This window comes from Prochlorococcus sp. MIT2308 (assembly GCF_059772345.1).
In genome coordinates this window covers 887,879-912,292 of the sequence record NZ_CM186283.1, presented here as the reverse complement: position 1 = coordinate 912,292, position 24,414 = coordinate 887,879, and the positions used below count along the sequence as shown (strand labels likewise).

Sequence of the window (24,414 nt, the reverse complement as noted above, 5' to 3'; positions counted from 1 at the left end):
CGTTTGTCAACAAACGCCATAATTTTTTATGGGCTTTCTGAATATTTCTGAATAATTTAAGAAATTTATTTTACTCCCAATAATTCCACTTCAAAAGTTAAAACTGAATTAGGGGGGATTGGACCTATTCCTCTGCTGCCATAGCCCAATTCTGGTGGAATGACTAATTTTCTTTTACCTCCAACTTTCATTCCTGCGACTCCCTCATCCCAACCCTTTATCACCATTCCGGCACCAAGAGAAAATTCAAAAGGACCTCTCCCATAACTGCTGTCAAATTCTTTCCCATCAACAAGAGTACCCTTGTAATTTACAGAGACACTTGTTCCTGGAGTAGCTTCTTGACCAGTACCTAAAACTAATTCTGTAATTTCAAGCCCACTTGAAGTTACTTGAGATGATCCTATTTCAGCTCCTCCTAGAGGGGTTTGGCTTGAACTGGTGTTATCTGAAGCCATAGTAAAAAGTGATGGATTTGAGTCTTCTGGGTCTAATTCAAATGGATTAGTTACAGGCTCGCTGGTAGTTGCGGATTGCCTCACGTCTGCTTGGATTGGTTGGTCAATTTGTGAGGCATTCGTTGGAGTTGGTGAGATGATTTGGCTGATCACTGCAATCATCAAGCAGCTAAGGCAAACAGAAAGGCTAATTAAAATTTCTCTCACAGCAATATTATGTGGTCAAAAATATTCTTACAGATTAATACCCAAATTACATCTATTTAAAAGATAACTAACCAGAGAGTATGAATTTTGTCGGTGCGTATTTTATTAAATTAGATTAATGAATGATATCTATCTTCTTTTTGTTAAAGCTTTTGCTGGTGGAGTTCTAGCAGGAATCTCTCTTTGTGAAGGCAATTACTTATGCATGCTTTTGGGAATATCTTTACTTTGGTCTGCCAGCAAGAATCCATGGGGGGGGTTTTGTTGGGGTGGGGTGGCTATTTTATGGAGTCATAAGTGGTTGCTATCTTTGCATCCACTCAATTGGGTAGGGATAAACTCAAGTTTAAGCTTGCCCATTACCATTGCTATATGGCTTTTGTGTGGAGTCTTTGGAGGGACTCTGGTTTTTAGTTGGTCAGCTTTAAGTGGTTTTTTGGCTCCTGGAAGACTGCAGTTTTCTAAATTAGAAAATAAGTTTATTTATGCCGTCTTATTGTCAACAATATGGGGTCTAACTGAAGAAATCCTATCTAGAGGCCCTTTGTTTTGGATGGGTGTAGGGCCAAGTTCATTGCCACAAGATAGATACTTGGCTGGATTAGCAAGATGGATAGGTTCGGGAGGCTTAGCCTCTATCCACCTTTTGGCTGGATGGTGGCTTTGGCAACTTTCAATGGCTTTTCAATCAAGGAAAAAACTCAAGAAATTGATTTTTGTTGGATTTGCTTATTTTTCCTTGGCTCATTTAATTGGATTTATCTTGTTGTTGGATTCCCCAATAGGTTCGGCAGAACAGGTTGCGATGTGGCAAACAAATATTCCAATAAGACAAAAATTTAGTCAGGAAGAAATAAATGCTTTGCCCTCAAAAGTAGATAAAGCATTAACTGATGCTGTTGAAATGAATGCATCTTTTTTAATTGCTCCAGAGGGAACGTTGCCAGTTGATAGATCAAAGATTCGCGATTTTCCTGTTAAGTTTCTCTCAGGAGGTTTTAGGAAAATAAACGGTTCTCTACGAAGTTCAATATTGGTTTTTAATCCAGGAGAAAAGTCTTTTTCGGATGTATTGGATAAATCTAGATTAGTTCCTCTAGGAGAATGGATGCCTGCATTGCCCAAATTTTTGAAAAATGGTCTTTCTGCAGTAGGTGGAATTGAAGGTGGTAATCCATCAAGACTTCTTGATTGGGATGGACCATCTTTTGCAGGTGTTATTTGTTATGAATTGAGTAATGGAAAAGCCATAGCTAAAGCAGTCAATCAAGGGGCTAAATGGATTTTAGTGATTGCCAATTTAGATCCCTATCCGATTTCTTTGCAGAGACAATTTTTATCTATTGCTCAATTAAGGAGTATTGAAACAGCAAAAAATTTAATCTCTGTTTCCAATACGGGCCCAACATCTTTGATTAAAAGTAATGGAAGAATTGATACCCTACTTAAACCCAATAAAGAACATGTTCAACTCGTTGATCTTCAATTAAATGAAAAGAAAACATTATATACATATATTTCTGACTTGCCTTTGATTTTAGTTGGGTTTATAAGTTTAATACGCATTTTGCGATCACGTAAATATAATTAGTATTAATATTCTTTCGAAATAAGTCCTCCACCTAATACATAATCTCCCTTGTAAAATACTGCTGCTTGTCCAGGAGTGATTGAAAATTGATCTTCTTCGAAATGAATATGACATTTATTACAATAATTTACTTTTTCACTGTCAATAATTGGTAATAATTTCGCTTTTACTGCTCTACTTCTGTATCTGATTTGCACCTCAACTTGTATTGGTTTCTGAGGTGCTTCAATTGATACCCAATTTATATCTTTGACAATACACTCTGACTTACCAGAATCTTCTCTTGGGGCAACAATTACTCTGTTGAAAGAGGGATCAATTTCAACAACATGCAGAGGAACTTCCCATGCAATACCTAATCCCTTTCTTTGTCCTATCGTGAAATGTTGAATCCCATTATGGGAACCTATAACTTTTCCGTTTTTAAGGACAATCTCTCCTTCCTTTTTTGGGAGATACTTGTCAATAAAAGCATTCATTGATCCGTAATGTTCAGCTAGACATAGGTCTTGACTTTCTGGTTTTTCGGCAGTTTTTAATGAATGTTTAAAAGCTTCGATTCGCGTTATCTCTTTGGTTAATTCTCCAAGAGGAAAAATTGTTTTTCCTAGGATTTCTTGTGGGAGATCATATAGAAAATAGCTTTGATCTTTGTTGAGATCTTTACCTCTTAAAAGCTTATGCCTTTTAATCCCATCACTAGGAAGATCATTTCCATCGAAAGATTCATTTGAATATCTAATCCTTGCATAATGCCCTGTGGCGATCTTCTCGACATTTTTATTTTCTTTAACCCATTTCAGCATTTCTGAGAATTTGACTGATTTATTGCAGCGAGAGCAGGGCAAGGGAGTAATTCCTTCTTCATATCCTTTTACGACATTATTAATTATTTCTTTTTGGAAAATTTCTTTTGAATCGACTATGTGATGCTTAATTCCAAGTTGTTCGCATATCCCCGCTGCATCAATTAATCCATCTGAGCAACAAGACCCTTTCCCTTTCATTAGCCACAAAGTTAAACCCACAACATCCCAACCAGCTTGACAGAGGAGAGCAGCCGTTAAGGAGCTATCAACGCCTCCGGAAAGCCCCACTACAACCGAATGATTTCCAGAGAATGCTTTCAGTCTTTTTAATGTTTTCGCGACTGTTTCTTCTGAAGTCAAATGATTTAGAACTTTTTTTGTTTCTCTTGTTTCCACATTCATGGGCATTGATAGTAACTTCTATTCATAGTGGTTTGGTTGTTTTTTGATTTTGAATTGGCCTCAATCTGATTCGGAACATGTGATGGTTACTTCAGAGCAGATGCAAACCATAGAAAAAGAAATGTTTTCTATGGGTATGCCTGTTGAAGCTCTTATGGAAAAAGTAGGGATTGGTATCTCTTCATGGATATTAGACAGGCAAGGATTGATTGAAAATGGTGCAATCGTTTTAGTAGGGCCAGGGCACAATGGAGGCGATGGGCTTGTTGTAGCAAGAGAACTTTATATGGCAGGCGTTGATATCTCTATTTGGTGTCCATTCCCATTGAAAAAAGAATTAACACAAAAACATTTCGACTATGCACTTCGAATAGGTATTAAAAACTTGGATCATAAACCTGACTCGAATTCTGATTCATTATGGATTGAGGCATTATTTGGATTAGGTCAATCAAGAATTATTTCTGATGAAATAGTTCACTTATTGAATATGAAGAAGAAATCTAGTCCTGAAAAACTTATTAGTATTGATGTTCCCGCTGGATTAGACTCAGATAATGGGAATACAGTATCAAATACGTCATTTAAAGCTGCTTCAACACTGTCTTTAGGCCTATTTAAGACTGGTTTAATTCAAGATTCAGCTATTGATTTTGTCGGTGATTTAGAGAGAATAGATATTGGGATCCCAGATAAGATTTTGGCTAATCTTCCTGGAACACAGCCTCTACGGATTTCGTTTTCAGATTTATCTGATTTCGTTTGGCCTAAGCCAAGGAAAAGTAAAAGTAAATATCAAAGAGGAAGAGTTCTGGTGATTGCAGGAAGCGAAAAATATAGAGGCGCAGCATGCCTTGCCTTGAATGGGGCTTTAGCAAGTGGAACTGGTAGTGTGAGCGCTTTATTGCCTTATTCAGTTTCATCTGCTCTTTGGAGTACTCATCCCGAAGTTTTATTGCTTGGAGATCTAAATACTTTTCAGGATGGTTCTTCAGATTTTGCCAAAGTTTTAAATGAAGTTGATTTGAATAGGTTTGACTCAATTTTGCTTGGACCTGGATTAGGTTTTGCAAAAGAAAAAGATTGTTTTGGCTTTGACTTACAGGATTTCAAAGGCTTACTTGTTCTTGATGCTGATGCAATAAATAGGCTTTCGATAACTTCGAAAGGATGGGAATGGCTAAACGATAGAAAAGGTCCTACTTGGCTTACCCCTCATCTTGAAGAATTTAAAAGGCTATTTCCTTTAATTGATTGCTCGAATACCTTGAAGGCGGGAATAGCAGCTGCAAAAATTTGCAATTCTTCTGTCCTATTGAAATCTGCTCATAGTGTTATTTCTGATCCAGAGGGAAAAACCTGGCAAATAGGGCAAGTGAATTCAAGTGTTGCAAGAACTGGCCTTGGCGATGTTCTGGCTGGGTTTGTATCAGGGATGGGTGCTTCTGGGCTCGCAAGTGCTAAAAAATTGGATACTAGTTTGCTCGCTGCGTCAGCTTTGATGCATGCATACGCTGGAGCTTTTTGCGAAAAAGGGAGCACAGCTAGCACTATTTGCACTTTTCTTAGTGAATTAATAAAAAAAGAAAGCACCTGAAATGTTTTGAAACAACCATTTACAGGGCATTAAGTGGTGGATTTGGTGCCATTTGTTAACTAATCGTCAACAGAATCTGAAGCCTTCATGAAACCCAGGCATCTTTTGCGATTTCTGTAGGAAAGTCTTATCACTTTGAAATCGGGTCTAGAAACAAATGGTTTCATCTGCACCCAAGCCTGCTGAATCTCAAAAACGACGCAGCAGTGATCCAATTAGTTGGTACCTTTCTTCCATAGGTAGAGTTCCTCTTTTAACGCCAGCCGAGGAAATTGAACTTGGTAATCAGGTTCAGACAATGATGAGCCTTACCGAGGATGGTCAGATTAAGGAGGAGAGCAAAGAATTTAATTCACATCAAAGAAGATTGATTCGAATTGGACGGAGGGCAAAGGAAAGAATGATGAAAGCCAATCTTCGGCTTGTAGTAAGCGTTGCAAAGAAATATCAAGGAAAGGGTCTTGAACTATTAGATCTAGTCCAAGAAGGTTCTCTTGGATTAGAAAGAGCAGTAGAAAAGTTTGATCCAACTCGTGGTTATAAGTTTTCTACTTATGCTTTTTGGTGGATAAGGCAAAGCATGACAAGAGCGATTGCTTGTCAGTCAAGAACAATTCGATTACCTGTTCATTTAAGTGAGAGATTAGCGACCATTAGAAAAGTCAGCTTGGACTTAGCTCATAAGCTTGGAGCAATGCCTAGTCGTATTGAAATAGCTGAGGCGATGGAAATTGAGTTAGAGGAACTTGATTCGATTTTGAGACAAGCCCTTACTACTAGCAGTCTTGATGCACCCGTTAATGGTGATGAAGGCCGTAGTTTTTTAGGTGATCTAATAGCTGATGGCTCTGGAGAAGAACCGCTAGATAAAGTTGAACAAAAAATTCATCAAGAGCAACTTGGAAGATGGCTAAGTCATCTAAGCGAACAAGAACAGCACGTTATTAGGCTTAGATTTGGATTAGAGGGTAATGAAAGACATACTCTTGCAGAGATAGGAAGATTGTTACAGGTTTCTCGTGAGAGGGTTAGGCAAGTTGAGTTAAAAGCTTTAAGAAAATTGAGAAATCTTACGAGAAAGCTTCCAAGTGGAATTTGAATTTTATCTACTTTAGTTTTAGTTCTCTGCCCAGATATATTTTGTTAACTCACTTGGATCAGGTTCTGGTGCGTTTAGAGCAAATTCAACAGCATCATTAACTTCCAGATCAATTTCTTTCTCAATATTTTTTAACTCTTCATCAGAGACGAATCCAGAACTAGTTAAGTCATTTTTTAGCTTTTTAATTGGATCTTTTTTAGCCCAGAATTCCTTCTCTTTCTCAGATCTAAGTTCGTCTGGATCGGCAAGTGAATGGCCTCTAAATCTGTAAGTAAGACACTCTATTAAAGTTGGTCCTTCCCCAGCTCTTGCCCGCTCTATAGCTCTTTGAGCGGCCCCTCTTACAGCTAGCACGTCCATTCCATCAACCTCTTCTCCTGACATTCCAAATGCAGAAGCTTTTCTCCATATCTCTGTTTCACTAGTTGCTCTGTCATGGGCCATTCCAATGGCCCATTTATTATTTTCGACAACAAATATGATCGGTAATTTCCATAATTGTGCCATGTTTAAACATTCATAAAACTGACCAATATTGCATGTTCCATCCCCAAAAAAAGCTGCAGTTACAGAATCACTATTCTCTTTAAGAGCCTCCCTTCTGTATTTGCTAGTGAAAGCAGCACCAAGCGCGACTGGAATACCTTCACCAATAAAAGCATAACCCCCAAGAAGATGATGTTCTTTTGAAAATAGGTGCATAGACCCCCCTCTCCCCTTGCTGCAGCCAGTCTCCTTGCCAAATAGCTCGCTCATTACCTCTTTTGCAGGAACTCCAGCACTCAAAGCATGAACATGATCTCTGTATGTGCTGCAAAACCAGTCGTGTTTGCGTTTCATTGCACCAATTACACCTGTACTTATTGCTTCCTGCCCGTTGTAAAGATGAACAAAGCCAAACATCTTTCCTCTGTAATACATTTCTGCACATTTATCTTCAAATCGTCTCCCCAAAGTCATATCTTTGAAAAGATTTAAACCAATTTCTCTGTTGATTTCAGCGGGTTTGGTGTTAGCTAAATGACTTAGTCTATCTGCGTGTTCCCTGTTCTGAATAGGGTCTTGGCTGCTTTTGCCCTTGTTGTGAGTCATGACTTTGTTCATATTCACGTATCAATCCTTTTTAGACTTTAAGCGTCAATGGATGCAAAATGGATAAAACCCCTTACGATGCCTAGAGCTTTTTTACTAATTACCAAGTAGCGATTGGAATTACCTATTGATCATTTTCGCTTATTGGGGGTTAGCCCTTCCGCAAATGCTGAAGAAGTCCTCAGGGCTTTTCAGCTAAGGCTAGATCGTCCTCCCAAGCAAGGCTTTACTTATGAAGTTTTAGCTCAAAGAGCTGAGCTGCTAAGACTTTCTGCTGATCTTTTATCCAATCCTTCTGAACGACAATCTTACGAACTTGCCCTGATTGAGGGCTCTTCAGGTCTTGAATTGTCTTCAAATCGTGAAGTGGCAGGATTGCTTCTTTTGTGGGAATCAAATTCTTCTCTGCAAGCTTTTAAGCTTGCAAAAAAAGCACTCCAGCCGCCACAAGCACCTGCCTTGGGTAGTGGCAGAGAGTCTGATTTAACATTAATAGCAGCTTTGTCTTGTAGAGACGCCTCTATTGATGAGCAGGTATGTAGAAGATATGCCTCAGGGGCTGATCTGCTCCAAGAAGGGATTCAGTTGCTTCAAAGGATGGGGAAGCTTGTTGAGGAAAGAAAAACCCTTGAGTCTGATCTGGAGACCCTACTCCCGTACAGAATTCTTGATTTGTTAAGTAGAGAGAGTGAAGGAGATAAATCTCATCAGGAAGGTCTGACTTTGTTGGAAGAATTTGTTAACAAAAGGGGCGGACTTGAAGGGAAAAGAAATTCTGAAAAAATAGCAGGCTTAAATCAAAATGATTTTGAGCTATTTTTCCTCCAAATTAGAAGATTTTTAACTGCAAAAGAGCAGTCAAAACTTTACTTGAATTGGTACCGAAGGGGATCAGAAGATGCTGGCTTTCTTGCTGCTTTTGCCTTAATTGCTTCTGGCTTTACTTATCGAAAACCAGAACTTTTGCAAGAGGCACGTAAATACCTTCGAAATATAAACATTAATGGTTTTGACCCTATGCCATTAATTGGATGTATCGATCTTTTATTGGGAGATGTAAAGCAATCAGAGTCTCGTTTTAGAAGCAGTTCAGATGAGAAATTAAAAGATTGGCTAGATAATTATCCAGGTGAAACATTGGCTGCCCTTTGTGACTATTGCAGAAATTGGTTAGATAAAGATGTGTTGGTAGGTTTTAGTGATATTCAAATTCAGGCAGTAAATCTTGATGATTGGTTCTCTAATCAAGAAGTACAGCTATATGTAGAACAGTTAGAAAAAAAAGGTGCATTAGCAATTGCAAAAGCAGGCTTTTCTTTCCTATCTTCTTTGTCCCCTGAACAAGAAATTGAGAATAATTCATTATTAAACTTGGATGAAGAAGAAGCTGATTTACCAATGCCAGGTGGGTCTTTAGATGACGTTTTGAAAGAAAAGTCTTTTAAATCACGATTGCAAAGCAAAGAAGCTTTATTGGAAACCGATATATTTAAAAATATATTTTCAAAATATTATCTAATTACTGAATTGATCAATAGATTAGATTTCAAATCCTTCTTATCAAAACGACCAATTTTTACAAGTGCTTTTGCATTTATCGTTTTATTTATTATGGGGATAAGCTTTGGGACACTCACACAGAGAAAACCATCAGGAACTACTAATCTCAAAAAACTTTCGACCTCTGAAATTGTTAAACCAGAGGATATTAAAAACAATGATAGTGTTTCAACTAAAATATTTAATGATAAAGAAAAGTTTGATTTTGATAAATCCGTTCCTCTTACTTCGCCCTCTCCTACAGATCAAGAAATTAAATTTCTTATTGAATCATGGTTAAAGGGAAAAGCAGATATTTTGAGTGGTTTGGAAAGTAAAATCCTCTCTTCTGTCGCTTCTCCTAACCTATATAATATAGAAATTCAAAGAAGGAATAAATATAATACTTTAGGCCAAAAAATTATCATTGATGCGAAAATAACTTCAATTGATATTGTTAAAAAAACAAATAAAAGAATAGAAGCAAATGTTGAAATGAAATATGAAGATAAAAAGATTAGTTCTTCTGGTGATATTATTGAGTCAAGTGTTTATCCTTCTTTAAAAGTAAAGTATATAATAGGTAAGAATAAAAATAACTGGCAATTAGTTGATTATATTAGTGGTAATTAAAAATAAAACTTAAAAATTAATTCTGAAACTCTAAGAAAATGTTTGAGGAACTATCCAGCCAATTTGAAGATGCCGTAAAGGCATTTAAGGGTGAGGCTAAGATTTCGGAGGGAAATGTTGATGAAGCTCTTAAGCAAGTAAGGCGAGCTCTCCTAGAGGCTGACGTCAGTTTATCTGTTGTAAAGGAATTTATCGAAGAAGTTAGAGTTAAGGCAGTTGGTACGGAAGTTGTAAGAGGTATAAATCCTGGCCAGAAATTTATTCAAGTTGTTCATGAACAACTTGTAAATGTCATGGGGGGAGAGAATGATCCCTTGGTTAATTCAGATGAAAAACCAACCGTGATCTTAATGGCTGGCCTTCAGGGGGCTGGTAAAACTACAGCCACAGCAAAACTTGGATTGCTCCTTAAAGAAAAAAATCTAAAGCCATTACTTGTAGCTGCTGATACATATAGGCCAGCAGCTATTGATCAATTAGTAACTCTGGGAAATCAAATTGATGTAGAGGTTTTTAATTTAAGTTCCAATCTCAAGCCAGAAGAGATTGCAAGAAAAGGTTTGCAGAAAGCCAGAGAAGAGGGATTTGACACTTTGCTAGTTGATACTGCAGGGAGGCTTCAAATTGATACAGAAATGATGGGTGAAATGGTTCGAATTAAAGAGGCCGTTCAACCAGATGAAGTTTTGTTGGTAGTTGATTCAATGATTGGCCAAGAGGCCGCGGATATTACTAGAAGCTTTCATGAAAAAGTTGGAATAACAGGAGCTGTTCTCACAAAACTAGATGGAGATTCGAGAGGTGGTGCTGCTCTTTCTATTCGAAAAATCAGTGGGAAACCTATCAAATTTATAGGTACCGGAGAAAAGGTTGAGGCATTGCAACCTTTTTATCCCGAGAGGATGGCTAGCAGAATCTTAGGAATGGGTGATGTTTTAACTCTTGTTGAAAAAGCACAGAAAGAAGTTGAAATTGCTGATGCAGAAATCATGCAAAAGAAGCTTCAAGAAGCAACTTTTGATTTCTCAGATTTCGTAAAGCAGATGAGGATGATAAAGCGAATGGGCTCATTAGGGGGCTTGCTGAAAATGATTCCTGGGATGAATAAAATTGATGATGGAATGATTAAAAGTGGTGAAGATCAACTTAAAAAAATCGAGGCAATGATTGGTTCAATGTCAGAAGAGGAAAGAAATAAACCTGAATTGTTAGCAGCACAACCTTCAAGACGTCGAAGAGTTGCCAGTGGTAGTGGTCATCAAACAGCAGACGTTGACAAGGTCCTCGCTGATTTTCAGAGGATGAGAGGTTTGATGAAGCAAATGTCTACTGGAGGCGGACTCCCTGGCATGGAAGGAGGCCTTCCTGGAATGGGAGGACTTTCTGGTATGCCCGCATCAGGAGGTAATCCATATCAATCAAAGAAAGGAAGAGGAGGCTCTGGTTCGGCGCCCCGAAGAAAGAGACCAGTTAAGAAAAAGAAAGGCTTTGGTGATCTTTAGCGATTACAAAAGGCTAAATTAATCATCCGTGGAGTATTATTAATTTGAAGAACCTCTGAGTTCAATCCACTTACAAATAAATAAAAGATGATCAAGCTCCGCCTAAAGCGGTTTGGTAAAAAGCGTGAATCCAGTTTTCGTCTAGTTGCATGCAATAGCACATCAAGGCGAGATGGTCGCCCGCTGCAAGAACTAGGCTTTTACAATCCAAGAACCAAAGAAACAAGATTAGATACTGAGGCTTTAAGAACGCGACTAGGACAAGGTGCACAGCCTACTGATGCAGTAAGAACATTATTAGAAAAAGGAGGTCTTCTTGAGAAGAAAGTTCGACCAGCAGAGGTTTTAGGTAAGCAAAAACAAGAAAAAGAGAGATTAGCAAAGAAAAAAGATGCAGCTGCATCGGAAACTTCTGATTAAGAAGTTTGGATGACCATAAATAACTTCAAGAAAATTTATGTCTAAAGCAACCACTGAAGGTCGCTTTTGTATAGATCTTCCCGATTCCGAAGCTGCCACAGCTTTATCAGGGACTGGTCAGTCAACACTTCACAGATTGGAAACTCTAACTGGAGCATCTTTTTCTTTAAGGGGATTACAACTTGAAATAAAAGGTAATAGTTATCAATTAGAGAGAGCAGCAGCAATTGTTGAATTGGTGAGACCAATTTGGCAAGAAGGACAAATTGTCTCCACCGTCGATTTACATGCTGCAGCTGGGGCATTAGATATTGGAAAAAGCAATGATCACGCCAAATCAACAAATAAAGTTTTAGCAAGAAGTCAGAGAGGAAATCTTTTACGGCCACGAACAATTAGACAAAAAATTTATGTAGAAGCGATGGAAAAAAGTGATCTTACTTTTGCTTTAGGCCCTGCAGGAACAGGCAAGACATTCTTAGCAACTTTACTTGCTGTGAGAATGCTTACAGAGAGAAAAATTGAGAAAATTATTTTGACAAGACCTGCAGTTGAAGCTGGAGAAAGATTGGGTTTTTTGCCAGGTGACCTACAACAAAAAGTAGATCCTTATTTAAGACCTTTATATGATTCTCTACACTCTTTGCTCGGACAAGAAAAAACTAATTTGCTTTTAGAAAAAAACGTTATTGAAGTTGCTCCACTGGCTTATATGCGAGGAAGAACTTTAGAAGAATCTTTTGTAATACTTGATGAAGCCCAGAATACGACTTCAGCACAAATGAGAATGGTGCTTACAAGGCTTGGTGAAAGATCAAGAATGGTCGTAACAGGAGATGCAACCCAAGTGGATTTACCATTCGGACAGATGAGTGGACTAATTGAAGCAGCAGATTTGCTAGAAAACGTTGATGGGATTTCAGTTTGCAGGCTTACATCTGCCGATGTAGTAAGACATCCTTTGGTTCAAAGTGTTGTTGATGCATATGCTGAACTTGATAAAAAAAGACAATAGGGTGATCCGCATTCACATTTATGAAGACTTATTTTTTTTATGCCAATATAGGTATTAATAATTATCTGGTGCATCATGCCAGCAAACAGCAATTTTCAACAAGCTATTCGTGAAGCACAATCAAGTGCACTTATTGGCCCAAATGTAGTTAATAAAGCCTTGCCTTATGTAGGTGGAGGAATGGCTTTAACTGGATTAGGTGTCTTAGGCGGACTTTCTTTACAAGCCACTAACAATCCATTATTTGGTCCATTATTTCTAGTCGCATTTATTGCAGAAATAGTCTTATTTTTTATGGCTAGCAGCGCTGCCAACAACGCAAATAATTCAAAAGCACTTCCACTACTGACCGGATTCAGTTTATTAACTGGTTTCACTTTAAGCGGGATTGTTGGCTTGGCAATTCAAGTCGCAGGCATGGGAGCGATAGGAACAGCTGTATTTGCTACTGGAATTACTTTCGTGATTGCATCCTCAGTTGGAAGAAAAATGAGTGATAACGTCGGTCAAGCTTTGCAAGGCGCAGTTGGTCTTGGATTACTTGGTCTGATTATTGCAATGGTTTTCCAATTTATTGGTGGTTTATTTGCTCCAGGGATGTTTGGAGGCAGTGGATTTGAATTAATGATTGCTGGCTTTGGAACAGTTCTTTTTGTTGCTATGTCTTTTGTAGACTTCTACACAATGCCAAGAAGATATAACGATGAACAGTATTTAGCTGGAGCATTAGGAATGTATCTAACTTACATAAATTTATTTGTTTTCGTTCTTCGTCTGATTATTGCTCTTCAGGGTGGTGGCAGAAGAGACTGAGGCTAATAAATTAAACATAAAAAAAGAGCCGAAAGGCTCTTTTTTTATGTTGCAACTTGATAAATACTTTCTGATATTGCATTGATTTGTTCATCGTTATAACCCCATTTATTTAGAAACTTCAAGTCCGTTCCATTCCCTTTTGTCCCTTCAAGTAATACATCTAAACGTTTTTTTACCTGAGTCGAATCTAAGAGTTTGAGTAATTCAATACACCGAATTTTTATTCTCTTTGATTGAATTTCTTGTGGATCTCTATTATTTCGATGTGTAATTATCATCGCTGAACTCATAGCAAGATTCTTCACGGTTAAGTCAACAACAATTTCTCCAGAACTTCTTAATTGAAAAATTAATGCATCAGGACATCTATCCATTAAAGGGCAATCTATTGAGAGGCTTACAACAAAAAATCCTCTTGCGCCCTCAACCGTTTTGATAAGCTCGCCGATACGATCAGAAATCACTTCGTCACTTATTTCATCATTTTCCCAGCTTTTGCACCAAAGCATTGATGCTTGCATTGCCTCTTTAAAAGTTGGTTTCTTTTCATTCATGGTTTTATTGCTCTTTTAGAGTAAGGCTATAGATAATCGTAGAGAGAAAAAAATGTCTTTAGGAGATTTAAATAAACAGGATTTTAAGTCAGGATTTATTGCATTAATAGGTCGACCCAATGTTGGGAAATCAACTTTCATAAACAAATTTATTGGTGAGAAAATAGCAATTACATCACCTATTGCTCAAACCACCAGAAATCGATTAAAAGCAATACTTACAAATGAAAAGTCGCAGATTATTTTTGTAGATACTCCTGGTATTCATAAACCCCATCATTTATTAGGTGAAAGACTTGTTCAGAGTGCCAAGAGGTCTATTGGAGAGGTAGATGCAGTTTTAGTTATTTTTGAAGCCAATCACTCTCCAGGTAAGGGGGATGCATTTATTTTAAATTTGATTAGAAATTTACAAATCCCAGTGATTGTTGCCTTGAATAAATGGGATCTTGTTCAGTTGAGTAAATTTAAAGAACGAAAGAAAGAATATTTAGACTTTTTTGAGGGTACAAATTGGCCAGTTTTTTGTTGTAGTGCACTTACAGGCAAGGGATGTAATGATTTAATAAGTGAAATAGAAGAAAAACTGCCTTTGGGACCTCAGCTATATCCAAGTGATATGACTTGCGACCATCCTGAGAAGTTTTTGATGGCTGAATTTATCAGAGAACAAGTTTTAATCAACACTCGCGAAGAAGTACCACATAGTGTTGCAGTCTCTATTGATAAAATTGTAGATATACCACCGAAAAAAAAATCTGAACAGAAATCAAGAACAGGAATTCTTGCAACTATTTGTGTTGAGAAAAAAAGTCAGAAAGGGATACTAATTGGTAAAGGGGGGGGCATGTTGAAGAAAATTGGTCGGGAATCAAGGATGCAAATTCAAACTTTAATTAATGGAAATGTCTATTTGGAATTGTTTGTTAAAGTTGTTCCTGATTGGAGAAGCAAATCTACTCGGCTTAATGAGTTTGGTTATGAAGGGAGCTGATTTATATGAGTAAATTTAGGTTCGATGTAGTAAGCCTTTTCCCAGAAGCATTTAAAAATTTTTTTGATCATGGACTTATAAAAAAGGCATTTGAACAGAAGATCGCATCAATTCATATACACAATCCTCGTGACCATGCAATAGATAATTATCGAAAAGTTGATGATGAACCCTACGGCGGAGGCGCTGGAATGGTCTTGAAGCCAGAACCTTATTTTTCGGTATTGGATGAGATCCCAAAGCTTAATAAAAAAAGGATACTTTTGATGACTCCACAAGGTAGAAAAATATCTCAATCTGATTTTTCTAGATGGTCAAAAGTAGATCAACTCATATTGATATGTGGCAGCTATGAGGGGTTTGATGAAAGGATTCGGTCTCTTGCTGATGAAGAAATTTCAATTGGAGACTTTGTTCTTACTGGTGGAGAAATTCCTGCAATAACTATTATTAATGGAGTAGCACGTCTTTTGCCTGGAACTTTAGGCAGTGCCGAATCATTAGAAGAAGAAAGTCACAATGATTTTCTTTTAGAACATCCGCAATACACACGACCTTCAGAATTCAAAGGTATAAAAGTTCCTGAGGTCCTTCTAAGTGGTAACCATAAATTAATTAAAGAATGGAGGCAAAAGCAAAGTGAAATTAGGACACAGTCCCGTAGACCCGATTTGTTCGAACTTTGGAAGCACGACCAATTATCATTCAATAAGAGAAGTTCATTATTGAGAACTGAAGTGAGCTTACGAATAGGCAACGAATACGACATTTACCCCGATTGGTGACTACAACTCGATTTCTGGCGGAATAAGTGAGTTACAGATCATCGTGGGAGACACGACAATTAAAAATTACAAATTACAGTAGGATTACAAAAATCCATCTGTTTTAGATGCAGCAAAAACATTACTAACTGCTGCTGGTTATAAACACGAAGATTTAGAAGTTGCATTAGATGCAATTAAAAATGCAAAGGAAGTATCACCAAATAGAGACGAAGGAGAATATAATTTTTTCTTGGATAAAACCCCAATATACGAGGATAGGGTGCGTTTATATACAGGAGGGCAACAAGTAAATCTGGTAGATGGTATTTGATAATCCATGATGGTATCAGTAATAAACCATCAGTAAGCTCTCTACGGCTAATCAAGTTATACTAACTAAGCTTATATATACTAACCAATTTATATATGCAGCTAATTTATATATACTAGCTACACTAACTTAATCTAATGCTGTTTATCATTGAAACGTTATTTTCCAGAAATTGACGGTTTGAGAGCGTTAGCTGTTTTAGCGGTAATAATCAACCATTTTAACAAAGGGATTTTGCCGAATGGATATTTAGGTGTAGATATATTTTTTGTGATTTCAGGATATGTAATAACTTCTTCTCTTAGGAAGGAAGATAGTAAAAGTTTTTTGGAATTCATTCTGAATTTTTACGAGAGAAGGATTAAAAGACTTTTGCCTGCTCTTATAACTTTTATTCTTATAACAAGTATTATAATTTGTTTATTTAATGCACTACCTGGAATAACATTAAGAACTGCTCTTTCAGCTTTAGCGGGTTTATCCAATATTTATCTTTATAAAGAATCAACAGACTATTTTTCTGAAAATACAGCTCTTAACCCTTTCACTCATACATGGTCTTTAGGAGTTGAGGAACAATTTTATTTTATATTTCCTATCTTAGTATATCTCTCAGGTTTTAATAGAAGTACTAAAATAGGTTCTTATAATTTATCCATCCTACTTTATTTTTTTTCAATACCATCATTAATCAGTTTCATTTATCTATACCCTACAAATCAGCCTGCAGCTTATTTTCTTATGACATCTAGATTCTGGGAGATGTCAACAGGAAGTCTTCTATATCTTTATAGACAAACTGATCATTTATCAAGACTAGGATTAAATAAAATTCCTTCATCTTTAATTTTCTTGATAATTATTTGTGTGTTTTACTTGCCAAGTAAATATGCATCTTTATCAACAATTAGTATCGTATTATTGACAGCTTTATTGATTACTTCTTTTAAAAAGGATACGCTTATATTTTCCTTGTTTACCAATAATCTAGTACTTTTTATTGGTAAAATATCATATTCTCTTTATTTGTGGCATTGGGCTGTACTTGCTATAAGTCGTTGGACAATAGGTATAAATTATATAACATTGCCATTTCAGCTGATATTGATTCTAATTCTTTCTATAAGTAGTTATAATTTAATAGAGGTTAGATATAGAAATAAAAAGTTTAACCTGCCACAATGGAAAACATTTCTTTTTGCTTTTTTGGCTATTATTTTAGTAGCAATACCTATACGAATTCAATCTCTTTACGCAAGTTTCTTATATTTTCCAAGATTAATAGGATTTAAAACTCAAGACAGATCATGGGATTATATAAATTGTCATGGTTCTGAGTCAATATCCAAATTGCAATCACCTTATGAAGAATGTCTAAAAACCAAAAGAGTAAAGCCTAAAAATAGACGTTTCTTCCTTATTGGAGACTCACATGCTGCCCAATTTATTTTTATGCTTCGGGAGGCGCTTAAGGATAGTAAATATGAGATCGGGTTTATAAATTCTCAATCTAAAACTGATTTTCCTTCTTTGTTCTATGATAAAACTAAAGATATAGAAATATCGCCTACTGTTAAGACATTAATAAAGCATTCTAGAATTGATGATGTTGTTACTATTTCTTTTCATAAAGGTTATTTGAATAAATATAGGGATACTCATGTATCGACACGTTTAAGAAATACAGAAGATGATAAGTTAGTTAATGCTAAAATAAATTATGATAAACTTATTAAAGAATTAGATATTAGAGGAGTTAAGGTCATACTTATAAAAGATGTACCACTACTTAAAACAATTTCCTCTGTAGATACTTGTATTCTTCAGGATAAGATATTCAAATGGAATGCTTGTGATGTGAGTATAAAACAAGATAATGCAACAAGTCTTTCTCAGGATTTATTGTTTGATTTTTTGAAGTCCAACAATAATAACGTTTATATTTGGGATCCTAAAGAGTATATGGTATTAAGGCAAGGTTTTTATTCTTACAAAGATATCAATGATAAAGTGATAATGGTAGACAATAATCATATCTCTCAAGAATTTTCCGAAAGACTGTCTAGTAATTTTAGGGAATTCCTATTGCATCATAAAATAGATATTTAAACTTAATAAGCAATTATTTATAAAAGTTGAATACATTAAAAGATGAATTATTATATAGCAATTTACATATAAAGATTTAGGAATAATCTTTGATCAATTTAGACAGAACTAATAATCAAAGAGATAAACCATAATAAAAGGTCTTATCTCTATTTAACCCAATATTAGAAATAATTTCAGGGGATATGAAAAAATTGGGTATTAGGTTGATTGGATATTTGAGTCGGAAGAGATACCAACTTCTTGAGGAAAGTGAGAAACAAAAAAAGATTTAGGATATTTGGTGTTACTAGTCACCAAAAAGAAGTAAAATAGGGAAAAGATACAATAACTTGAAGCAAATTGAGTATCCATATGGAATTACAGATTAGTTACAGATTGATGATGACTATTTTGGATCCCTTCAAACTTACTGCGAGAAAAGAGATATGAGCAACACCTTTCCACAACTTCGTGTTGGCAACGGTTATGACATGCACCGATTGGTTCCTGGTCGACCTTTGATTCTTGGCGGTGTCAAGTTAAACCATCCTGAAGGCTTAGGCCTTGATGGGCATAGTGATGCAGATGTTCTTACTCATGCAATTATGGATGCCATACTAGGGGCATTATCTTTGGGTGATATTGGAAAGTATTTCCCTCCAGATGACCCTAAATGGAAAAATGCAGATAGTTTGATTCTTCTTGAACAAGTAATGGAATTAATTGAGAAGAAAGGTTGGCAAATTCAAAATATTGATTCAGTTATTGTCGCTGAAAGGCCAAAATTAAAACCTTATATTGACTTAATGAAGGAGAAAATATCTAAGAAAATAGGAGTTGAGATTGATGATGTAGGAGTCAAAGCAACTACAAATGAGAAATTAGGTGCTGAGGGAAGAGAGGAGGGTATATGTTGTCATGCAGTTGTTTTGATGCAAAGAAATGAAAAAAAATAGAAAGAAAAATTTTTTTGAAAAAATATTTAGGTTCCTTTTTCTGAGTTTGATTTTTCTATCTACTATTTTTGGAAACGTGAAAGATATTCAAGCTGAGTCTTTATTGAAATTGAATTTCCCAAAGGAATCTATTGTCGAGCACCTCAAGCTTGATGTTCCAAAAAAATTTAAATATGCTTGGTTAAAAGCTGAGCAAGGAAGTTGGGAACCATGGTTGTTGAAACAAGATGGTTTTTTAGGACGCCAACTTTTTTGGGATCCTAAGGTTGAGGAAGCAACTTTATTGATTGGTTGGGAATCAAGAGAAGTTTGGAAAAACATCTCTCAGGCAGAGATAAATCTAGTCCAGCAGGATTTCGAAAAGATTGCGAGAGAGGAAACAGGTGTAAGCAGTGGAAATCCTTTTCCATTGATTTTTGAAGGGGAATTAAATCCTGAGTAAAGATGAATGAATCAATTATTGATTTTCAGAGGCAAAGTCGACTGGGTGTAATTGAAGCCATATGGGGGGAGCATAAAACAATTGAACAAATTTCTAAAATATTGAATAAATATCAACTTGAGTCTGAAACTGCTTTGGTCACAAGACTTTCCAAAGAGAAAGCAGAAAAACTTTTAGTTGAATTTCCTTCTGCAGAATTTCATGAAATGTCAGGTTGTTTGACTATGGGGGAGTTTAAAAAATCTACTTCTTTTAGGGAAGAAGTAATTATTTTGACCGGAGGGACAAGTGATGTTGGAGTGGCGTCAGAGGCTGAAATAGCTTTGAACGTGCATGGAATAAAAACTAAATTATTGATTGATGTTGGTGTCGCAGGACTTCATAGGCTGCTAAAGAGACTTGAAGAAATAAAATTAGCAAAAGTAGTGATTGCTTGTGCCGGCATGGAGGGAGCTTTGCCTACGGTGCTCGCAGGATTAATACCTCAGCCAATCATCGGACTTCCTGTCTCAGTTGGCTATGGTATTAGTGGTGGTGGTAAAACCGCTATGGAGGGGATGCTTGCAAGTTGTGCTCCAGGATTAGTGGTGGTGAATATTGATAATGGTTATGGCGCTGCGATGGCTGCAATTAGAATTTTGAAAGCTTAGTCTTTATGTGTGTCTATTTCTAGGACTTGTTCCAACCATAATTTCATTGAGTTTGGAAGTAAACCCTTCTCATATCGGAAGATAGCTTCAGTAATAACAGGAGTATTTATCCATTGAATAGTCTTTCTTCTCATTAAAACTTTTTTCTTTCTCCTAAGTTGAGTTATTAACTCCAGTAGCGCAAGAGAAAATTAATAGACTTAAGACTCTTCGTCATATTTGCTACCAAGTCTTGTTAACTCATCACTGTTGTTGCTCGATTCAACATCAAGAAGACGAGTTACTAATTCCGATAGATCTCTTTGAGCAAGCTCTCCGGAGCTTTCCCATTTCATTGAACGAGGTTCAGGTTGCGAAGAAGCCGACACTTCTATTTCTGTGAATAACTGTCATGGAATGCTAACTGTTGTTTGTATGTTTTTTGTAGCTTGTTTACGTAAATAAGATGAAAACAATATAAAGAAATCAGGTTTTTGGTTACTTTGCGTACTGACTTTATAAATGTTTAAGATTTGGGTATTTAGTAATTAGCTCTTCTTCTGTCAAAGACTCTCCTTCTCCGTCGGGTTGCCAGATAACTTCTAAAGCGATTAGTTCGTTTGATGGTATTGACCCAATTACTCTCAAAGCCTCTGTAATTTGTTCGTTGTTAGTTGAGTTGTTTAGTTTTAAGTTCTTTTTGGTCGCTACAAGGATAGTAATTGCGATGTATTCATTTGTTAGATCGGAATCACCAGGATTGGATTCATTGTTTGTTGATTTGCTTATTTGACCTGAGAAGTTTGAAGTGAGTTCTGCTTTTAACTTGCTTCTTTCAGTTATTGATATCCGATTAAATGTTGATTCTGCTAAGGCAAATGGAACGGAGCCTGTCTCTATATTTGAATAGACCCACAGCTCAGGCTTCCTCAGTAGGGAGAGAGTTGTGTCCTGAAGAATTCTTTGAAGACCAGATGAAGTTGAAGTGTTGGCTTGGGAAGCTAGCTCTCTAAGCTTTATTTGAATCTCCTTTGCACTTGCTAATAAACCAATCTGAAACTGTATCAAAGATACTTTGGATGGATTTGCTGATTGAGAAACAATTGAGCTATTGCTTGGATTGGAAAAACTTGAAGTGTTTTTAACTGAATTAACAATCACACCAACGATTGACATAAGTATTAAAAAACCAAAAATCCCACCACCACCAATGCCAAATATCGGCAGTAAGAAAGGAAAACCAATACCACCGCCTCTATAGCCACTTCCATAGCCTCGAAAGTTATTCCCTCCATAGCCTCCGTAATTTTGGCTTCGTGGTGCAGTAGGTGCCTGAAAACTTCCACCACCGATTCGTCCTCCACTGGCCGCTGACGCCAAGCTTGGATTCATCAATAAGAAAGACGAAATTAATGATGAAATAACCAGAAAAGAGAAAAATCTTTTTCTTGTAAACCAGTTAAAGCGAGTAAAATCGAACACTTATTTTTATCGGAATTAATTAACTGTAGGAACCACCGCCAACAATTGTCACAACCTCTAGGCAATCGCCATTTTTTATTTTTGTACTGATCCAATCTTTTGGGTTGATAATGGCACCATTTAACTCAACAACAACTAATTGGGGTTTGTAACCTAAGTACTCAAGTAAACCCTCTAGTAGAGAGTTTGCTTCGGTGTTTTCAAAAGTTTTATTTTCTCCGTTAATTTTCAAGTTCATTTTAAGAATTTAAGAAGCTCCTCAGTTTTTAAAAAGGGGTCATTTGAATTAATGATTGCCTCTGAAACTGCGATACGAAGATTGTTGACCTGGTTTAATTTTTTTATGTTAGAGCTATTGATTCCACCAATAGCAAATGAGGGTAGAGTAGTTTGAGTTGATGCCTTTCGAAGGTAGTCAATTCCAATTGGAATTAGTTGTTTCTTTGTCTCAGAGGAAAAAATTGGCCCAATACCAATATAATCACAGCCCTCATCCTCTGCATTTTTTATGTCTTCAAGGCAGTGAGTACTTCGACCAATGATCCTTTCATCCCCTAGAAGCTTTCTCGCGATTTTTGTTGGCATATCTTCTTGGCCTAAATGAACCCCATCAGCATCAACAGCAAGGGCAATATCGATTCGGTCATTGACTATAAAAAGTGAATTGTATTTTTTGCAAAGAGATGCTATGCATTTCGCTTGAGAAATTTTTTCAAAATCACTTAAAAACTTTTCTCTGTATTGAACTATCTTTACACCGGCTTTAAGAGCTTCAAGAACTATCTCTTCGAGGTTTTTCCTGTTCGAAGTAATTAAATATACGTAACAATCTTTTAAGGCTTGTCTTTTATACATACCTTCAGTCGTATTAATCACTTTTATCTCGATCTCATAAGTTTCGTATCTAATTTTGGTGGCAATTTCACAAAGCTTCGGATCTGTTAAGCGAGTAAATTCTTCTATTACTCGCAAGGCTTCTTGAACTCTGGATGAGTTTGCAATAAATACAGCCTTAGGGGTAGATCTGACTTTTTGTAACGGATGTGAAACTCCCATGGCTGGGTCGTTTGAGGTAAGTCTTGCTTTTCTATAGATATTGTGGTGATGGACTCCTAATTGTTGCCTCCAATCTTTGATTTTAATAGATAAATCACTTCTCTTAAGACCAAATCTGCACCAATCTTCCATAACTCGAAGCCCTTCCCTAGCCCGATCAAGGTTGGCGTCAATCAATTGAGCAATACGATTATCAGATGGAGGGGTGACAGTCATTGATTTCATGTCATCCTTTATTAGATGATATGCATTTAAATTTTATTGTGGAAAATGATTCTGAGAACAATATGGCAGTGCTTATTTGGGGCGTATTTTTGCTAGGAGGCATAGGTCTATTTGTTGTGTGGGGATTGTCTAATGCTTATCCCGCAATTACTTAGATTTAGAGGGTGCTTGTCAAAATTTCTTTTGCCAATATGGCATCAATACTTATTTGTTTACTAAGTTCTTCAATATTTTCAAACTTTTTTTGAAGCCGAATTCTTTGTACTGGTTCAATAGTCAATTCTTGTCCTAAAAGGTTGATTTCCTTATCAAGTAGGTGAACTTCTACTGCTGATAATGAGTTTGGATCGATAGTCGGTTGAGGTCCCATATTCATAACAGCTGAGAAGCGTTCTTTTTCGTTTGTTATGGAGGCCCAAGCTGCATAAACCCCTAATGATGGAAGAAATTTTCGCCCATCTATTTTTAAATTTGCAGTTGGCCATCCAATTTTTTTACCTAAACCCCTACCTTTCTCCACCTTTCCGGTGAAGCTATATGGACGGTTTAATAAATACTTGGCATGTTTTAAATCACCTTCTTTCAGTGCTTTGCGTATCCTGCTACTACTTAGTCTTCCATCATTATCTTCAAGAATTGGAATGATAGAAACTTTGATTCCCAGAGATGCTCCAATTCTCTTAAGAGTAGACACATCACCCTCTCTCTTACGACCAAACCTAAAATTTTCCCCAACTGATATGTGTTTAGCTTGAAGGGTTTTTACAAGAATTTCATTTACAAATGTCTCAGCACTTTTAGAGGCAAGAGTTTTATTAAATGGAACTAAAACTAATTGCTCGATTCCAAGTGGCTCGAGTAAAGATGTTTTTTCATTTGGTAAATCTAATCTTAATCTTGATTCTCCAAAAAGAACTTCGCGTGGGTGAGGCCAGAAGCTCACAACCGTTGGTATCCCAATAGGCTCATTTAAGATAGCTTTTATTACTTTTTTATGACCTAAATGCAGGCCATCGAAACTACCCAAAGCCAGTGCAGTTGGTAGTTTCGCGTTTTCAGGAGCATAGAGAGGGATCAAGATAAGCGTGCAATTTTTGTGCTTAGATGGCAAATTTGGATTGTCGCCTTATACATCGTGATGGCAGATCAACGTGACTTTCAATTGCTTTCTTTGGGAATGAGAAGAATTGGTTGGATTCGATTTTGGATTCAAACAATTTTGGGTGTCGTAGTAGTGGGCGTTTTGTTGTTCAACAATGTTGGGAGTAGTTTAGCCAGAAATTCAGAGCGAGCATTGGGACTAGGTCCAGGTTTGTCTCTCACGACATTGGCTTTTATTTTATTGCTATTTAGCCTTTGGCAAGGGTGGTTAATCGTAAAGACTGGGAGATCCCTCGATAGTGAGGCAAGACCGGGACGAGGAGAAACTAGCAGATTACTTAAGAGAGGTTTGATTGTCGATTTGGTGGGATTAGTTTTTTCGTCGGTTGGATATCAATCCTTGGCAGGTGCTTTATTTGTTCAAGCCTCAATGCAAGCTCCGGGAATATCCATAGGTGCAGGAATGAGGGCAATGGAAAATTATCCAATTACCTCTTTAGAAATGCTCTCTGTTTTAAGTAATACACAAGTTTTATTCGCTCATTTAATAGGTTTGATTTTTTCTTTGTGGTTACTACAGAGGATTTATAGGAAAAAATGAGA

Annotated in this window: 26 protein-coding genes; 16 read left to right on the top strand and 10 right to left on the bottom strand. The window is 36.6% G+C overall.

Features of this window, described 5'->3' with window-relative positions; translation table 11 throughout:
- Positions 1-65: 65 nt before the first annotated feature.
- Positions 66-620 carry an FKBP-type peptidyl-prolyl cis-trans isomerase gene (locus AC6EIW_RS05445; protein ID WP_498521618.1) on the bottom strand — a complete coding sequence of 185 codons (555 nt, stop codon included), beginning with the start codon at positions 618-620 and terminating at the stop codon, positions 66-68.
- 163 nt (positions 621-783) lie between these two features.
- Between AC6EIW_RS05445 and AC6EIW_RS05440 the strand changes: the two genes are divergently transcribed.
- Entirely contained in the window at positions 784-2,256 is a 1,473-nt protein-coding gene (locus AC6EIW_RS05440) for an apolipoprotein N-acyltransferase (RefSeq protein WP_498521546.1), read from the top strand.
- 2 nt (positions 2,257-2,258) lie between these two features.
- Here the strand turns inward: AC6EIW_RS05440 and mnmA are convergent, their stop codons facing one another.
- On the bottom strand, positions 2,259-3,473 hold the full coding sequence (gene mnmA, locus AC6EIW_RS05435) for a tRNA 2-thiouridine(34) synthase MnmA (protein ID WP_498521545.1): 1,215 nt from the start codon (positions 3,471-3,473) through the stop codon (positions 2,259-2,261).
- A 43-nt stretch (positions 3,474-3,516) separates the two neighbouring features.
- On the opposite strand from mnmA, the gene AC6EIW_RS05430 reads away from it, so the two are divergent.
- Positions 3,517-5,064, top strand: a complete 1,548-nt coding sequence (locus tag AC6EIW_RS05430; RefSeq protein ID WP_498521544.1) for an NAD(P)H-hydrate dehydratase — start codon at positions 3,517-3,519, stop codon at positions 5,062-5,064.
- A 157-nt stretch (positions 5,065-5,221) separates the two neighbouring features.
- Positions 5,222-6,163 (top strand): RpoD/SigA family RNA polymerase sigma factor, encoded by a 942-nt coding sequence (locus tag AC6EIW_RS05425; RefSeq protein ID WP_498463344.1) that lies wholly within the window; start codon positions 5,222-5,224, stop codon positions 6,161-6,163.
- An 18-nt stretch (positions 6,164-6,181) separates the two neighbouring features.
- On the opposite strand, the gene pdhA is transcribed toward AC6EIW_RS05425, so the two are convergent.
- Positions 6,182-7,258 carry a pyruvate dehydrogenase (acetyl-transferring) E1 component subunit alpha gene (pdhA, locus tag AC6EIW_RS05420; RefSeq protein WP_498521543.1) on the bottom strand — a complete coding sequence of 359 codons (1,077 nt, stop codon included), beginning with the start codon at positions 7,256-7,258 and terminating at the stop codon, positions 6,182-6,184.
- A 114-nt stretch (positions 7,259-7,372) separates the two neighbouring features.
- On the opposite strand from pdhA, the gene AC6EIW_RS05415 reads away from it, so the two are divergent.
- The 5 genes from AC6EIW_RS05415 to AC6EIW_RS05395 all read left to right on the top strand — a co-directional run bounded on the left by AC6EIW_RS05415 (position 7,373) and on the right by AC6EIW_RS05395 (position 13,180).
- Complete coding sequence (locus AC6EIW_RS05415; protein WP_498521542.1) at positions 7,373-9,430, top strand: IMS domain-containing protein; 2,058 nt, start codon at positions 7,373-7,375, stop codon at positions 9,428-9,430.
- 38 nt (positions 9,431-9,468) lie between these two features.
- On the top strand, positions 9,469-10,932 hold the full coding sequence (gene ffh, locus AC6EIW_RS05410; protein WP_498521541.1) for a signal recognition particle protein: 1,464 nt from the start codon (positions 9,469-9,471) through the stop codon (positions 10,930-10,932).
- 87 nt (positions 10,933-11,019) lie between these two features.
- Positions 11,020-11,352, top strand: a complete 333-nt coding sequence (gene rpsP, locus AC6EIW_RS05405; RefSeq protein WP_498463340.1) for a 30S ribosomal protein S16 — start codon at positions 11,020-11,022, stop codon at positions 11,350-11,352.
- Positions 11,353-11,389: 37 nt separating this feature from the next.
- On the top strand, positions 11,390-12,367 hold the full coding sequence (locus AC6EIW_RS05400) for a PhoH family protein (protein WP_498521540.1): 978 nt from the start codon (positions 11,390-11,392) through the stop codon (positions 12,365-12,367).
- Between the two features lie 75 nt (positions 12,368-12,442).
- Positions 12,443-13,180 carry a Bax inhibitor-1/YccA family protein gene (locus AC6EIW_RS05395; protein WP_498521539.1) on the top strand — a complete coding sequence of 246 codons (738 nt, stop codon included), beginning with the start codon at positions 12,443-12,445 and terminating at the stop codon, positions 13,178-13,180.
- A 44-nt stretch (positions 13,181-13,224) separates the two neighbouring features.
- Here AC6EIW_RS05395 and AC6EIW_RS05390 read toward each other — a convergent pair whose 3' ends face one another.
- Positions 13,225-13,737 (bottom strand): sll1618 family protein, encoded by a 513-nt coding sequence (locus AC6EIW_RS05390; RefSeq protein ID WP_498521538.1) that lies wholly within the window; start codon positions 13,735-13,737, stop codon positions 13,225-13,227.
- A 52-nt stretch (positions 13,738-13,789) separates the two neighbouring features.
- Between AC6EIW_RS05390 and era the strand changes: the two genes are divergently transcribed.
- The 6 genes from era (at position 13,790) to larB (ending at position 19,968) form a co-directional block, all read left to right on the top strand.
- Complete coding sequence (gene era, locus AC6EIW_RS05385; protein ID WP_498521537.1) at positions 13,790-14,731, top strand: GTPase Era; 942 nt, start codon at positions 13,790-13,792, stop codon at positions 14,729-14,731.
- Between the two features lie 5 nt (positions 14,732-14,736).
- Positions 14,737-15,516, top strand: a complete 780-nt coding sequence (trmD, locus tag AC6EIW_RS05380) for a tRNA (guanosine(37)-N1)-methyltransferase TrmD (protein ID WP_498521536.1) — start codon at positions 14,737-14,739, stop codon at positions 15,514-15,516.
- 463 nt (positions 15,517-15,979) lie between these two features.
- A complete protein-coding gene (locus AC6EIW_RS05375) occupies positions 15,980-17,938 on the top strand; it encodes an acyltransferase family protein (RefSeq protein ID WP_498521535.1) in 1,959 nt (652 codons plus the stop codon).
- A 428-nt stretch (positions 17,939-18,366) separates the two neighbouring features.
- Positions 18,367-18,876, top strand: coding sequence for a 2-C-methyl-D-erythritol 2,4-cyclodiphosphate synthase (gene ispF / locus AC6EIW_RS05370; protein WP_498521534.1), 510 nt, complete (start codon positions 18,367-18,369; stop codon positions 18,874-18,876).
- A complete protein-coding gene (locus AC6EIW_RS05365; RefSeq protein WP_498521533.1) occupies positions 18,863-19,318 on the top strand; it encodes a TIGR03792 family protein in 456 nt (151 codons plus the stop codon). The genes ispF and AC6EIW_RS05365 overlap by 14 nt, the downstream gene beginning before the upstream one ends.
- A gap of 2 nt (positions 19,319-19,320) precedes the next feature.
- Entirely contained in the window at positions 19,321-19,968 is a 648-nt protein-coding gene (gene larB / locus AC6EIW_RS05360) for a nickel pincer cofactor biosynthesis protein LarB (protein ID WP_498521532.1), read from the top strand.
- Here larB and AC6EIW_RS05355 read toward each other — a convergent pair.
- From AC6EIW_RS05355 to AC6EIW_RS05335, 5 genes are all read right to left on the bottom strand, one after another.
- Positions 19,965-20,102, bottom strand: a complete 138-nt coding sequence (locus tag AC6EIW_RS05355; protein ID WP_498521531.1) for a hypothetical protein — start codon at positions 20,100-20,102, stop codon at positions 19,965-19,967. The genes larB and AC6EIW_RS05355 overlap by 4 nt on opposite strands.
- A gap of 66 nt (positions 20,103-20,168) precedes the next feature.
- On the bottom strand, positions 20,169-20,336 hold the full coding sequence (locus tag AC6EIW_RS05350) for a DUF8633 family putative protein (protein ID WP_269606593.1): 168 nt from the start codon (positions 20,334-20,336) through the stop codon (positions 20,169-20,171).
- Positions 20,337-20,463: 127 nt separating this feature from the next.
- A complete protein-coding gene (locus AC6EIW_RS05345) occupies positions 20,464-21,429 on the bottom strand; it encodes a DUF1517 domain-containing protein (protein ID WP_498521530.1) in 966 nt (321 codons plus the stop codon).
- 19 nt (positions 21,430-21,448) lie between these two features.
- On the bottom strand, positions 21,449-21,667 hold the full coding sequence (gene thiS / locus AC6EIW_RS05340; protein WP_498521529.1) for a sulfur carrier protein ThiS: 219 nt from the start codon (positions 21,665-21,667) through the stop codon (positions 21,449-21,451).
- Positions 21,664-22,710, bottom strand: a complete 1,047-nt coding sequence (locus AC6EIW_RS05335) for a thiamine phosphate synthase (RefSeq protein WP_498521528.1) — start codon at positions 22,708-22,710, stop codon at positions 21,664-21,666. The genes thiS and AC6EIW_RS05335 overlap by 4 nt, the downstream gene beginning before the upstream one ends.
- A gap of 20 nt (positions 22,711-22,730) precedes the next feature.
- Here AC6EIW_RS05335 and AC6EIW_RS05330 point away from each other — a divergent pair, with 20 nt between their 5' ends.
- Positions 22,731-22,865: a hypothetical protein gene (locus AC6EIW_RS05330; protein WP_498521527.1), complete on the top strand. Its 135-nt coding sequence runs from the start codon at positions 22,731-22,733 to the stop codon at positions 22,863-22,865.
- Between the two features lie 2 nt (positions 22,866-22,867).
- Here the strand turns inward: AC6EIW_RS05330 and AC6EIW_RS05325 are convergent, their stop codons facing one another.
- Positions 22,868-23,788: a bifunctional riboflavin kinase/FAD synthetase gene (locus tag AC6EIW_RS05325; protein WP_498521526.1), complete on the bottom strand. Its 921-nt coding sequence runs from the start codon at positions 23,786-23,788 to the stop codon at positions 22,868-22,870.
- Between the two features lie 60 nt (positions 23,789-23,848).
- Between AC6EIW_RS05325 and AC6EIW_RS05320 the strand changes: the two genes are divergently transcribed.
- On the top strand, positions 23,849-24,412 hold the full coding sequence (locus tag AC6EIW_RS05320) for a DUF3611 family protein (protein ID WP_498463328.1): 564 nt from the start codon (positions 23,849-23,851) through the stop codon (positions 24,410-24,412).
- Positions 24,413-24,414 lie beyond the last annotated feature (2 nt).